Source organism: Micromonospora sp. (genome assembly GCF_048594385.1).
Classification (GTDB): Bacteria; Actinomycetota; Actinomycetes; order Mycobacteriales; family Micromonosporaceae; genus Micromonospora; species Micromonospora wenchangensis.
This window is the reverse complement of sequence record NZ_JBMDWU010000275.1, coordinates 19,491-32,834: the sequence shown is the minus strand read 5'-3', so window position 1 is coordinate 32,834 and position 13,344 is coordinate 19,491. Positions and strand designations below refer to the sequence as shown.

Genomic DNA, 13,344 nt, shown 5'->3' with positions numbered 1-13,344 from the left:
ACCCGGGTCGGTGGATCAGCGGGACGGGTCCCGCCGCGCCACGGTGTCGGCGAGGTCGTTGTAGACGTGCTGCTCGACGATCAGCCCGTCGCGCAGCACGAACACGTCGGCGTAACGGATGTCGTCGAAGCCGGCGCCGTCGGGCCACTGCCCGTACAGCCGACCCAGGGAGACCACCGAGACGGCGTCGCCGTCGGTGCCCACCAGGTAGCGGTCGCGGTGCTTGCGCACCCACCGGTAGGTGCCGGTCGCGCCGGCCACCAGTTCGTCGAGGTTGCGGTAGACCCGGCCGCCGGGAAAGACGATGCGGACCTCCGGTGCGAGCAGGCGACCGGCCCGGTCCAGCTCGCGGTCCTCGCACAGTTGCAGGTAGTGGTCGACCAGCCGGGCCGGTTCGCCGGCGCAGGTGCCCTCGGGGAGGTCCCCGGGCGGTCGCCCGCCGTCCATCAGCCGGCCCTGCCGTTCAGCGCCGCCTCCCACTGGTCGCGCAGCGGGTGCTCCGCGGGGCCCTGCTCGGTGAGGATGCGCATCAGCCGGTGCAGCAACTGGTCGCGGTCGCGGGCCAGGGCGAGCTGTTCGGCGTCGTCGGCGGTGAAGCCGTCGACGTCCCCGGCGTCGATCACGTCCCGGCGGACCAGTAGCTGCTCCAGCACCCGCAGCCGCTGCCGGCTGACGTGCAGCTCGGTGGAGAGTTGCAGCACCAGGTCGAGCAGCTTGCCGAGCCGGGGGTCGCCGAAGTAGTCGAACTCGGTGCTCATCACGCCTCCGGTTTGGTCGCGGACAGTACGGCCCAGGGGAAGTGCCACTCGGACCGGTCGCCCCAGCCCTCGGGCTGCATGCCGTTGCGGCGTTCGTCGAACGGTGTCCAGCCGGCGTCGGTGAGGCCGGCCTCGGCGCAGATCGCGAGCAGGTCGGAGCCGAACAGGGCGTGGAAGAACGGCTCGTTGTTCCGCTCGGCGTGCTCGTAGACGGTGGCGTCGCGCAGCGGGTCACCGGTGAGATGGAACTCCAGGAAACGCAGCGCGCCGCCCGGCTTGAGCAGGCGGGCGGCCTCCTCGATCGTCTCCCGGATGGCCGTGGCCGGCATCTCGTGTAGCACCATCGTGCCGGTGACCACGTCGCAGGAGGCGTCGGCGAGGTCGGTGGCCCGGCCGTCGGCCTGCCGGTAGTCGATGGCCAGGTCGGCGGCCTCCGCCTCGGCGTGCGCCAGGCGCAGTCCGGGGGCGGCCAGGTCGAGTCCGATGACCTGTGCGGTCGGGTAGCGGCCCACCAGCGGCCGGGTGCTCTTGCCGAAGCCGCAGCCGATGTCGACGACCCTGGTCGCGGCGGGCAGGTCGGGCAGCGCGGTCCGGGTGAACAGCTGGTGGAACTTGTAGCCGTCGTTGTCGCGCAGCATGACGATCCGCGCGCCGAACTCGTAGACGTAGGCGGACATGTCGTCGGAGAAGAAGCCGCCCGGCTGGATGTGGATGTCGTAGTCGGTGTACCAGTCCGGCAGGGGCAGGTCGGGGTCGAGGGTGAGCGAGCCGGCCGGCTGCGCCGGGACGGCGGTCAGTTGCCGGGTCAGCTCCGCACGCCGGTCCAGTACGGCGTCGCCGGCCGCCTTCCACAGCATTTTCTGCTGCACCCGCTCCAGGTGGCTGAACCAGGGGTAGAGCGGCAGTTCGCGCAGGGTCCGGCCGGCCTCGTCGATGCTGGTGGCCGGCGCACCGGTGGCGGCGTACTCCCTGGTGAGTGCTGGGTACACGGTGTCGGCCCAGCGCTTGCGCAGGCCGAGGACGAAGTCCACGGCGGATCGTTCGTCCAGGGTCAGGCGGTCCTCGACGTCGAACATGGCTGATCTCCTTTGTCGTGTCCGGTTCCACGCAGGGCGGCGCCGGATCGGGAGGGGTGCTCGGGGCGGAGGCGACCGGGGTCGCCGCCGCCGGATCAGTAGGCGAGCGCCACCTGGGCGGCGGCGGGGGTGTCGTGGCGGCCGAGGAAGGCGCCGGCGAACCGGCCCTCGTAGACCGCTTCCAGGGTGGTGCGGGGGGCGTTTGCGTCGCCGACGAGATGGACCCGGGGTCCGTCGGGCGACGCGTCGAGCTGGCGGTAGAGGGAGTCGTCGGCGACCGACGGGCCGGCGTCGACGACCGCGGTGACGTCGTGAATCTCGAGGTCGGGGCCGGTGAGCGGCCCGGTCAGGGCCACCGTGGTCGGACCTGCGGCGCGGACGGTCCGCAGTGGATGGGCCACGACGCCCAGGTCCGCGAAGCGGCTGAACAGGGCCAGTCGTGAGTAGGTGGTGATCCGGGCGGCGATGCTGGCGGTCGGGGAGACCAGGTGCACCCGGCCGCCCCTTCGGGCCAGGGCCTCGGCGACGGAGGCGGCGGCCCAGCTCCCGTCCTCGTCGATCACCACGTAGCTGCCGGTGACGGGTGCGTCGAGGGCGGCGACCGCCTGCCAGAGGTCGAGCACCGGCGGCCCGCCCGGCAGCGGCCGGGGGCGGGGGCGGGACCCGGTGGCCAGCACCACGTCGTGGTAGGCGCCGGCCCGCACCTGCGCGGCGGTGATCCGCCTGCCGAGCAGCACCTCGACCCCGGTGGCGTACGCCTCGGCGGCGAGGTCCCGGGTGAGCAGGCCGAGCCGTTCCCGGCCGGGCACCCGGGCGGCGAGGCCGACCTGGCCGCCGAGCGCGTCACCCGCCTCGGCCAGGGTGACCCGGTGGCCGGCCCGTCGTGCGGCGGTGGCCGCGGCCAGGCCGGCCGGACCACCGCCGACGACGAGCACCCGGCGCGGCGGTGCCGGCCGCTGCGGGCGTCGCCAGGCCGCCGCCCACTCCCGCTCCGCCCCGACCTCGGGGTTGACCACACAGGTGATCGGCAGGCTGGCCTCGACCCGGGCGATGCAGCCCTGGTTGCAGGCCAGGCAGGCCCGGGTCTCGTGGTGTCGGCCCTGGGCCGCCTTGCGGACCAGGTGCGGGTCGGCGATGTGCGGACGGGCCAGACCGACCAGGTCCGCCTCCCCCGCCGCGACCAGTTCGGCCGCCTCGGGCAGGCTGTCGAGCCGACAGACCGCCAGCACGGGCAGGTCCGGGAAGGCCCGCTTGAAGGTGGCCGCGTGGTGTCGGAACGGCGCGTGCCCGAAGCTCATGTCGGCCATCTGGGTGGCCAGGGTGTAGCTGCCGTGGTAGGCGGAGTGGCTCACGTGGACGTAGGCCAGCGGGAACTCCTGCCGCAGCCGGGCGACGATCTCCACCATCGCGTCGGGATCCAGGCCGCCGGGAAGGAACTCGTCGGCGCTGACCCGCAACCCGACCGGCAGGTCGGTGGCGGCCAGCACGGCGGTCAGCACCTCGCGGGTGAGCCGCAGCCGGTGGTCCAGGCTGCCGCCGTAGGCGTCGGTGCGCCGGTTGGTGTGCGGCGACAGGAACTGTTGGAGCAGGTGCCCGTGGCCGGCGTGCAGTTCCAGGCCGTCGAAACCGGCCCGCCGCATCCGCCCGGCGGCGGCGGCGAACGCGGCGACCACCACGGCGATGTCGTGGCGACCCATGGCGTGCGGGACGTGCGCGCCGGTGGCCCAGGCCACCGGGGAGGACGACCAGGCGGCGGTGCGGGTGGCGTCGCCGTTGGCCTGCCGGCCGGCGTGCATGAGCTGGGCGAAGATGCGCGTGCCGTGCCGGTGCACGGCCTCGGTGACCGCCCGGTAGGCGGGGATGCCGGCGTCGGTGAAGCTGCCCAGGCTGATGCTGCGTCCGGCGCTGGTCGGGTGCACCCGGATGGCCTCGGTGACGATCAGGCCGACGCCGCCGGCCGCCCGCTCGGCGTGATAGGCGGCGAGTCGGGGGGTGGGCTCGTTGTGCAGGCCGAAGTTGGTGGTGTGGCCCGGGACGAAGACCCGGTTGCGCAGCGGGACGGAGGCGAGGCGGACTGGCGTGAAGAGGGTGTGCACCGTCCCGTCGGCCATGCTCGGGCCTCCCGTCTGGACGTACCACCACCGGACCGAAGACCGTTCGGGTGGACCGTACGCCGTTCGAATGGAGGGAACGCTAGAGCCGCCTCACGTTGACCGTCAATGACCTACCAGTCAGTAACTTGCTGGTTAACATAGCTTTGACCTGCTGTTTCTCTCAGGCGAACGGTCGACGGTCCGCCAATCCACCCTCCTGCCGCCAATCGGACACGTGCGGGGCGGCGGCGAATCGACCCCGACAACCGCGACCGCCACGAACGGGCCGACCACCGGCCACACCCACGCCCGCGAACGCCCGGCCGCAAACAAAATCGATACATGTACATAGATCGGTTCCACCGCATATCGTGAGGGTCGAGAAAAGGGCCCGCGCGTCCCCGCGGGCACCTCGCGCCCACCGCCATAGGAGGCGGCCCATGCCTGCCGCGCCCCACCCCACCACCCTCCGCCGGATCGTCCTCGCCCTCGCCGCCTGCGCGGCCGTGCTCGTCCCGCTGACCCTCACCGCCCCCGCCGCGCGGGCCGCGCCCGTCACCGTGGTCAACGGCACGCAGTTCACCGACACCAACGGCGCCGGCGTGCACGCCCACGGCGGCGGCATGATCAAGGTGGGCGACTACTACTACTGGTTCGGCGAGAACCGCAACGACAACAACACCTTCCGGTACGTGTCGGTCTACCGCTCCACCGACCTGCGCACCTGGGAGTTCCGCAACAACGTGCTCACCCAGTCCTCGGCGGGCGAGCTGGCGACGGCGAACATCGAACGCCCCAAGGTGATCTACAACGCCAGCACCGGCCAGTACGTGCTCTGGATGCACTGGGAGAACGGCGTCGACTACAACCAGGCCCGGGTCGCGGTGGCCACCTCCAGCACGGTCGACGGCAACTACCGCTACCTGGGCAGCTTCCGCCCGCTGGGCCACGACTCCCGGGACCAGACCGTGTTCCGCGACGACGACGGCACCGCGTACCTGATCTCGGCCACCCGCAACAACGCCGACCTGAACATCTACCGCCTCACCGCCGACTACACCGGGGTCGCGTCGCTGGTGCGGACGCTGTGGCCGGACAACTACCGGGAGGCCCCGGCGATGTTCAAACGCAACGGGGTCTACTTCCTGGTCACCTCGGGGGCCACCGGCTGGTCGCCCAACCAGGCCCGGTACGCCACTGCCAGCAGCGTCGGTGGCACCTGGACCAACCCGACGAACTTCGCCGACGGCACCACCTACGACTCCCAGTCGGCGTACGTGCTGCCGGTGCAGGGCAGCGCCGCCACCTCGTACCTCTATCTCGGCGACCGCTGGGCCGGCGCGACGGGCGGCCCGGTCAACCAGTCCCGGTACGTCTGGCTGCCGCTGAACTTCCCCACCGCCACCTCGCTGACCATGAACTGGTTCCCGCAGCTCACCATCGACACCGCCACCGGCGCGGTCTCCGGGGTCGACGGCGGCTACACCTTCGACACGCTGCGCGCCCGGCACAGCGGCAAGTGCCTGGACGTGCTCGACCGGTCCACCGCCGACGCCGCCGCCGTGGCCCAGTACGGCTGCAACACCGGCACCAACCAGCAGTGGCAGCTACGCGACGCCGGCTCCGGCTACGTCCAGATCGTCGCCCGGCACAGCGACAAGTGCCTCACCGTGGCCGGCGGATCCACCGCCGACAGCGCCGCGGTGCAGCAGTTCGGTTGCCAGTCGGGGCGTACCGACCAGCAGTGGCAGGTACGCGACGCGGGCTCCGGGTACGTCCAGCTCGTGGCCCGGCACAGCGGCAGGTGCCTCGACGTCAGCGGCTACTCCACCGCCGACGGCGCCCGGGTGATCCAGTACACCTGCGGCACCGGCGCCAACCAGCAGTGGCAGCGGGTTCGCGTGGCCTGACCGCACCCCGTCCGCCGTCCCGCCTCCCGCAGGCCGGGACGGCGGACGACGACCGCCCCGTGCCCCACCAGCACCGAAACCCGGTGTGACGATTCCCTCACCCCACGTGTCCCCGCGCCGACGTCTACTGGACCGGACAGCAGACGTCCTCGCGGGGGTACGGGGTGCGGGACAGCACGCAGGAACAGCTCCACCGGCTCCGGTCACTGCGGACCGCCGCCGGACTGACCATCGAGGAACTCGCCGCCCGGTCCGGGGTGAGCGCCCGCACCATCGGCGGGATCGAGCGGCACACGATCCGCCGCCCGCACCCCGGCACCCTGCTGGCGCTGGGCACGGCCCTGGGGCTGCACGGGTCCGACGCCGGCCGGCTCGGCACCGCCGACGAGCAGGTCGGCGGGGTCACCGGGCTGCCCGGTGTGACACCCCACTTCACCGGCCGCCACGCCGACCTCGCCTGGCTGACCGCCCGGCTGGGCCACCGCCACGCGGTACAGCTGATCGGCCTGCCCGGGGTGGGCAAGACCGCGCTGGCCGTCCAGGCCGCCACCCGACTGGCTGACCGGTTCCCCGACGGGGTGCGCTTCCTCGGCCCGGTCGGGGACGCCACCGCCGCCACGATCGCGCGACGGCTGCTGCCGGCCGCCACGACGGCGTCGACCGGGTCGGACCCGCAGGCCGTCGGGGCGTACCGCGACCTGGTGCGCGCCCGGCGGATGCTGGTGGTGCTGGACGGCGTCCGGGACACCCGCCAGGTCGGGCCGTTGCTCCCCGCGGACGCCGCCGCCGTCACCCTGGTCACCGGCGGGCAGCCGCTGGCGGGGCTGCCGGAGGCCGACCGGTGGCTGGTGCCGCCGCTACCGGCCGCCGACGCGCGGGCGGCGCTGACCGCGATGGTGCACGGCAGCGGCACTCCCGCCCCGGCCGTGGCCGAGCTGGCCGCCTGCTGCGCCGGTCTGCCGCTGGCCCTGCGGGTGACCGCGAACCGGCTGCTGACCCGGCCGCAGTGGAGCGCGCAGTGGCTGATCGACCGGTTGACCCGACCGGACCGGGTGCTCGGCGCGCTGGTCGCCGGGGACCTGTCGGTCCGCGACGCCTTCGAGCGGGCGTACGCCGGGCTGCCGTCGCCGGCCCGGCGCGCCCTGCGGCTGCTACCCCGGCTGGTCGGGCCCGCGCCCGCCGAGGCGGGTTTCCTCGATCTGGCCGAACGGGGCTGGCTCACCGCCGGCCGGGACCACCGCTACCAGCCCCACCCGCTGGTCTGTGCCTTCGCCCGGGTGGCACCCGGCACCTGACGCTCAGCCGGTCCCGGACAGCTCGGCGAGCAGGTCCCCGGCCCGGCGGGCCAGGTCCGGGTCGTCACAGTCGTCGGCCAGCGCGATCGCCCGCGCCAGGTACGCCGGGGCCGACCGGGTCTCCCCGGTGCGACGCAGCGCCTCGACCAGCTCCACCAGGGCCAGCGCCTCGATCGCCGGCATCGCGGTCGCGCGCAACCCGGACACCGCCTCCCGCCGGACCGCGACGCACTCCGACCACCGGCCGAGAGCGGCGAGGTCGTCGCCGATGCGCCGGCAGGTCAACGCGTCGGTGGAGGCCCGGGCGAAAGCCGCGATCGGGTGGTCCGGATCGCGCAGCAGTCGACGCGTCCGCTCGTGCACCCGCAGCGCCTCGGCGGGTCTGCCCAGCGCCAGCAGGGAGGAACCGAGCGAGGCCATCGCCTGCGGCAGCCCCTCCGGGTCGGCCGCGCGGCGCAGCATCACCCAGGCCCGCTGCCGGTGCCGCAGCGCCGCCGCGTGCTCACCCAGCCCGGTGTGGCCGCTGGCGGCGTAGAGCAGCGCCCAACCCTGCTGGGCCGGGTCGCCCGCGCGGACGGCCCGGTCCAGCGCCCGGGTGGCGGTGGCGACACTGCGCGCGTACTCGCGTTGGCAGATCGCCTGCGCCCAGGACAGGTAGTTGAGGTGGACCGCCTCGGTGCGGGGGTCGCCCAGCCGGGCGGCGGAGCCGGCGGACAACCGGAAGACCTCCGGCCAGACGTCGAGGTGCACCCGGCTGTCGGAGAACCAGTGCAGCGCGTCGACGGTGTCGACCACCTGCTCGTGCAGGCCGTCGGTGGCGGCGGACCGCAGCGCCGCGAACCAGTTGCCCCGCTCGGCGTCGAGCCAGCCGGCCGCCGCCGTCCGGTCCGGGAACTCCGTCAGCGACGCCGGGCCGCCCGGCTCGAAGTGCTGCCCGGCGGCCGTGGTGCGGGCCAGCCACCACCGCAACAGGGTGGTCCGCAACGCACCGGTCGTCGCCGGCTCCTCGGCGGTCATCCGGTCGCCGGCGAACTCCCGGACCAGGTCGTGCAGCCCGTACCGGTCCGCCGGCACGGCGGCCACCAGCCCGCTCTCGACCAGGGCCTCCAGCCGTCGCTCGGCCTCCTCGACGTCGGCGTCGCCGACCACGGCGACCGGCTCCGGGCCGAAGTCCGGGCCGGGCACCAGGGACAGCCGCCGGAAGGTGCGCCGCAGGTCCACCCCGAGCCGCCGGTACGACAGGCTCAGCGCGGTGTGGATGCCGGCGGCCCCGGCGTCGATCACGGTGAGCCGGGCCTGCTCTCCGCTGAACCGCCGGTTCAGCTCCCCCACCGACAGCCCCGGCTCGTCCGACAGCCGTTGCCCGGTGACGCGCAGGGCCAACGGCATGTGCCCGCAGTGCCGGGCCAGCTCCGCCCACCCGGTCGGGTCGGCGTCGGCGTCGGGCGTGGCGATGGCCCGCAGCATCGCGGTCGACTCCTCGGCCGGCAACGGCTCCAGGGACAGCCACCGGGCGACGTCCAGGCCGCTGAGCCGTCGCCGGCTGGTGACCAGCACGAGACCGGGCCCGGCCCCGGGTAGCAGCGGCCTCGCCTGGGCCTCGTCGGCGGCGTTGTCCCACACCACCAGGGCCCGGCGCTGGCAGAACACCGACCGGTACGCCGTGGCCCGCTCGTCGAGCCCGGCGGGAATCCGCCGCTCCGGCACACCGAGGGCGCGCAGCAGCAGGTGCAGCGCCTCGCCGGGCGGGGTGGGGACGTCGTCCATGCCGCGCAGGTCGACGAAGAAGCAGCCGTCGGGGAACTCCGGGGCCAGGTCGGTCGCGGCCCGTGCCACGAGGCCGGTCTTGCCCACCCCGGCCGGCCCGGTGACGACGACCACGGTGGCCTGCTGCCGGTCGCCCGGCGGCCGGCGCGCGACGTCGGCGAGGGTACGCAGCGCCGCCGCCCGCCCGGTGAAGTGGCACGGTGGGGCGGGTGGCTCGCAGCCGGCGGGCCGGTCGGAGGTGACCTCGTCCAGCCGGCGGCGCGCGTCGTCCGGCACGTCGAGGACGTCACACAGGACGGTCAGGGTACGCCGCTGTGGGCGACGGACCCGGTCGCGTTCGATGTCGCTGATCGCCCGGACACTGACCCCGCAACGCTCGGCGAGCCCCTCGATCGACAGGCCCGCCGCCAGCCGGTGGGCCCGCAGCACGGCGCCCAGCGACGGCCGTTCGGGTGTGCTCGGTATCGGGTTCACCGGGCACACCCTCACAGATCACCGACCTGCGGTGCCACACATAGACCAGTGACTTACCGCATGGTCGGATCACCGACCATTCAGCCGCCACGTCTGGTATCCGCCGTAGTTGCACGCCCGGGCGTACGCCTCCCCGCTGCCGTGGGTGTCGACGCAGATGTAGCGGGTGTCGAAGTAGTTGAGCCGCAGGGACACCTGGTTCCAGTTCGGACCGTAGCCCTCGATCTGCTGCTTCAGGCTGCCGGTGCACTCGTAGGCGTGCTGTTGCGGGCCGCCGTACTCCCACATCTCGATACACCGGCCGGTCTGCCGGTTGCGGATGGTCACCCGGTCGTATCCGGACGGGGCCTTGCCCGCCGAGGTGACGGTCCACGTCTGCCAGTTGTTGCCGGCCTGGCACGGCAGGGTGTAGATCGATCCGACACTGTTGCTGTCCAGGCACATCCCGGTGGCGAAGTTCTGGAACTGGCCGGTGAACTCGTAGCCCGCCGCCGCCGGGGAGGCGGACGCCACCGCCGCCCCCGCGACCAGCATCATCGTCGCGGTCAGTCGCGCGAGAACCCCGCGCCACGTCGTGTTGCCCCTCCTGACCGTCACCATGGCTCCTCCTGTCGTCGGTCCGGACCACTGCCGCCCGGCTGTCCCGATTACACCGACGTCTGCCGATGGAGGCCATGCAGAACGGCAGGCAAGAAGCGGCGTCCTCAGCGGTCCGCCCACCGGTGCGGTCGCCCTTTCGTGACGTCACCGGGCCCGGCCGGGAACTGCCGCCGAGTGCGGACGATTTGTCGGCCGCCGCCGGTGCGACGTCAGACGTCAGACCATTAACGTCAGTTTTTCGCGCCGGATATTACGCCGCCTTTCGCCCGGCGCGGGCCGGCTGACCTCGGCGGCCACGACCATCGGTATCGCCGGATTGGCCACGGCACGTGTCGGAACTGTTGCTGTGCCGGCGTCGAATTGCGGAACCGTTATGCTCCTCGCAAGCACGGCGCATTCCCGCGCCGCTGCCGGAATTCGGCGTTGAGGGCGGAAATGAACATCGGGGAGATCGCCCGGCGGGCCGGAGTGTCCCGCAGCACCGTGTCCTACGTGTTGAGTGGGAAGCGGGCGGTGTCGGCGACGACCCGGCAACGGATCCAGGCGGTCATCGACGAGCTGGGCTACCGGCCGAACGCCAGCGCCCGCGCGTTGAAGGAGGGGCGTACCCGCACCCTCGGGCTGGTCATCCCGCCGGCCAGCCAGCGCCTGACCGACATGCAGCTGGGCTTCGTCGCCAGCGTCGTCGAAGCGGCCGCCCGGCACGACCTGGACGTGCTGCTGTCCCCCTCCGGCGGCGACCACGACCGGTCGTTCGAACGGATCGTCACCGGACGGCGGGTGGACGGGGTGGTGCTGATGGAGATCCGGCTGACCGACCACCGGGTGACCCGGCTGGCGACGGCGGGCGTGCCGTTCGTGACGATCGGCCGGACGGCTGAACCGCACGGGATGAGCTGGATCGACGTCGACTACGCGACGTTGATCTCCCGCTGCGTGCACCACCTGGCCGACCTGGGACACCGCCAGGTGGCCCTGGTGAACCGGTCCGCCGAGCTGGTAGCGGCGGGTTACGGCCCGAGCCACCGCGCCCTGGCCGGGTTCCGGGCGGCCGTCGCCGAGCGGGGCCTGACCGGTGTCGACGTCTGCTGCGGCGACGACACCCCCTCGGGCGAGGCGTGCGTGGCGCAACTGCTCGCGGACCACCCGCAGGTCACGGCGGTGGCCACCCTCAACGAGGCCGCGCTGCCCGGGATGCGGCGGGCGTTGGACGCCGCCGGTCTGTCGGTGCCGGGCGACTTCTCCGTCACCGGGGTCGCCGCCCGGCACTGGGCCGAGGACTTCCACCCGCCGCTGACCGCAGCGGACGTGCCGATGCGCCAGATGGGGGCCGAGGCGGTGGCGCTGCTGCTGGAGCTGATCGCCGCGCCCGGCGGCACGCCCCGGCACCGGCTCTACGCCCCGCCCATCTCGCTGCGGTCCAGCACCGGCCCGGCCCGGTCCCACTGACCCGGGCCGGCGGTCACGACCCGGTGACCGGTGGGTTCCGGCGTTCCTGCCGGGCTGCGGCGAGCACGAGATAGCTGCTGGCCGTCCAGGTGTACGCCCGGTCGCGCAGTCCCTTACCGGTCTCGGCGTCGAAGTTCTCGGCGAACCCGGACCTCTCGCACAGGGCGAGGAACCGCCTGCCGATCTCGTCGGCCAGCGCGGTGTGCCCGGCCCGGCGCAGCCCGTCCTCGACCAGCACGGTGGAGGGGGCCCAGATGGGGCCCCGCCAGTAGCCGTCGGCGAGGTAGTGCGGCGAGTCGGTCGGTTCGGTGGCCAGCCCGTGGGTCGTCAGGTGGGCCGCGACGCCCCGGGCCAGCGCACCGGTGACCGGGGCGGGCAGGTCGTCGCCGAGGATGACGGGCATCAGGTCGAGCAGGCTGCGGCTGGCCCGGCGTCGCCCGGTGTGCGGGCTGCGGGCGGTGAAGCGTTCGCCGTCCCACAGGTCGCGCAGCAGGGCGGTACGGACCCGGTCCGCCTCGGCCGACCAGCCGGCGGCGGGCCCGCCCAGCTCGGTGGCGAGGTCGGCCAGGCAGCGCAGTTGGCTGACCAGGAGGGCGGCCAGGTCGGCGGTCTCCAGGACCCGGCCGTCGTCGAAGGTGGTGGCGTTGTCCCAGCCGCTGTCGTTGCCGTGCTGGTAGTGGGGCAGGTCGCTGCCGGGGGCGCGGCGCGCGTCCAGCCAGAACCGGGTCCACCGGGCCAGCCGGTCGTACGTCTGGGCCAGCACCGCCCGGTCCGGCGGGGTGGGCAGGCGGCGGCGCAGTTGGCCCAGGGCCCAACCGTGCACGGGCGGCTTGACGAAGTTGTTCAGCACCTCGGAGTGGGTGACCGAGTCGGGCAGTGCGCCGCCGGCGTCCTGGTGGTCGAACGGCAGGTGGAACTGGTGCCAGGCCAGGTCCGGTTCGCCGGCGGCCAGGGCGATCGCGTTGAAGCAGTGGTCCCAGCTCCACACCTTGTCCATCCAGTGCTTGGACATCAGCACGGCCGGTCGGGTGACGAAACCGCCCGGCTCGACGGTGGCCGACCACAGCACGTACGCGGCCAGTTCGGCGGCGGGGGTGTCGACGTCGCGCCAGGGGGCGACCGCGTCGACGAAGGCGGCGAACTCGGCGCTGCGCTCGCGGTACAGCTCGTCGAAGGTGCCGGTCGGCCGGTAGGGGGGCCGGGCGGTGGCGTACTCCTCGATGGCGATCTCCCAGGGCCGGTCGGCGGGGAGGTCCAGCCACCGGTCGGCGACGCCGAGCGCCTCGACGCCCACGACGTTGTGCAGCGGCGCGGACAGCCCGGTGACCCGGTAGCGGCGGCCCGTCTCGTAGGAGGTGAACACGGCCGAGCCGTCGACCGGGTCGCGGTAGAGGTAGGTCCCGCTGAACGGGGTGAGGGTGCCCGCCGCGGCGGCGATCCGCAGGCCGAGCCCCCGGCCCCGCAGCCGGAGGGTGTCCGGCCCCTGGTAGCCGACGTCGATCCGGCCGTCGCCGTCGCGCCAGGTGAGCAGCGCGGGGGTGGCGACGACCGTGGCGTCGGCGTGCGGGGCCAGGCGCAGCACCGGGTGCATGCCGGTCTGGTGGGAGACCAGGTGCAGGTCGTCGGCGTACGTCTTCTCGGCCACCACCGGGGAGATGTCGAACCAGGAACCGCGGTAGCTGAACGGGACGTCCTGGAGGGAGAACTCCGGGCCGGACGGTGCGACGGTCATGTCGGGTGACGCCCTTTCGTGGTTCGGGTGGTCAGCCTTCGACGGTGCCACGTCGGGCCACCGGCGGCGGACGACGGAACCGAAGCCTCGAATCGATTCGAACGAAGATAGGTCCGCCCGCGCCCGGTGGTCAAGGACGACCCCTGCCGGTCCGGGCCAGCAGGTGCTCCTGGCTGGCCGGCAGGCAGAT

The 13,344-nt window shown here is 73.6% G+C and carries 10 protein-coding genes; 3 read left to right on the top strand and 7 right to left on the bottom strand.

Annotated elements, in window-relative coordinates; genetic code table 11:
* Positions 1 to 15 precede the first annotated feature (15 nt).
* The 4 genes from ACOJTC_RS14810 to ACOJTC_RS14795 form a co-directional block, all read right to left on the bottom strand.
* Positions 16 to 447, bottom strand: coding sequence for a nuclear transport factor 2 family protein (locus ACOJTC_RS14810; protein WP_420117304.1), 432 nt, complete (start codon positions 445 to 447; stop codon positions 16 to 18).
* On the bottom strand, positions 447 to 758 hold the full coding sequence (locus tag ACOJTC_RS14805) for a hypothetical protein (protein ID WP_420117303.1): 312 nt from the start codon (positions 756 to 758) through the stop codon (positions 447 to 449). Before ACOJTC_RS14805 ends, ACOJTC_RS14810 begins: the two co-directional genes overlap by 1 nt.
* Positions 758 to 1,834 (bottom strand): class I SAM-dependent methyltransferase, encoded by a 1,077-nt coding sequence (locus ACOJTC_RS14800; protein WP_420117302.1) that lies wholly within the window; start codon positions 1,832 to 1,834, stop codon positions 758 to 760. The genes ACOJTC_RS14805 and ACOJTC_RS14800 overlap by 1 nt, the downstream gene beginning before the upstream one ends.
* 95 nt (positions 1,835 to 1,929) lie before the next feature.
* Positions 1,930 to 3,945: an FAD-dependent oxidoreductase gene (locus ACOJTC_RS14795; RefSeq protein ID WP_420117301.1), complete on the bottom strand. Its 2,016-nt coding sequence runs from the start codon at positions 3,943 to 3,945 to the stop codon at positions 1,930 to 1,932.
* Positions 3,946 to 4,367: 422 nt separating this feature from the next.
* On the opposite strand from ACOJTC_RS14795, the gene ACOJTC_RS14790 reads away from it, so the two are divergent.
* Both ACOJTC_RS14790 and ACOJTC_RS14785 read left to right on the top strand, forming a co-directional pair.
* Positions 4,368 to 5,837, top strand: a complete 1,470-nt coding sequence (locus ACOJTC_RS14790; RefSeq protein ID WP_420117300.1) for an RICIN domain-containing protein — start codon at positions 4,368 to 4,370, stop codon at positions 5,835 to 5,837.
* Between the two features lie 164 nt (positions 5,838 to 6,001).
* A complete protein-coding gene (locus ACOJTC_RS14785; RefSeq protein ID WP_420117299.1) occupies positions 6,002 to 7,132 on the top strand; it encodes a helix-turn-helix domain-containing protein in 1,131 nt (376 codons plus the stop codon).
* A gap of 3 nt (positions 7,133 to 7,135) precedes the next feature.
* Here the strand turns inward: ACOJTC_RS14785 and ACOJTC_RS14780 are convergent, their stop codons facing one another.
* Positions 7,136 to 9,373 carry an ATP-binding protein gene (locus ACOJTC_RS14780; protein WP_420117298.1) on the bottom strand — a complete coding sequence of 746 codons (2,238 nt, stop codon included), beginning with the start codon at positions 9,371 to 9,373 and terminating at the stop codon, positions 7,136 to 7,138.
* A 69-nt stretch (positions 9,374 to 9,442) separates the two neighbouring features.
* The gene (locus tag ACOJTC_RS14775) at positions 9,443 to 9,970 is read right to left on the bottom strand and encodes an RICIN domain-containing protein (protein ID WP_420117297.1); all 528 of its coding nucleotides are present in this window, start codon (positions 9,968 to 9,970) and stop codon (positions 9,443 to 9,445) included.
* 438 nt (positions 9,971 to 10,408) lie between these two features.
* Here ACOJTC_RS14775 and ACOJTC_RS14770 point away from each other — a divergent pair, with 438 nt between their 5' ends.
* On the top strand, positions 10,409 to 11,422 hold the full coding sequence (locus ACOJTC_RS14770; RefSeq protein WP_420117296.1) for a LacI family DNA-binding transcriptional regulator: 1,014 nt from the start codon (positions 10,409 to 10,411) through the stop codon (positions 11,420 to 11,422).
* A gap of 13 nt (positions 11,423 to 11,435) precedes the next feature.
* Here ACOJTC_RS14770 and ACOJTC_RS14765 read toward each other — a convergent pair whose 3' ends face one another.
* A complete protein-coding gene (locus tag ACOJTC_RS14765; RefSeq protein ID WP_420117295.1) occupies positions 11,436 to 13,154 on the bottom strand; it encodes an amylo-alpha-1,6-glucosidase in 1,719 nt (572 codons plus the stop codon).
* Between the last annotated feature and the right edge of the window lie 190 nt (positions 13,155 to 13,344).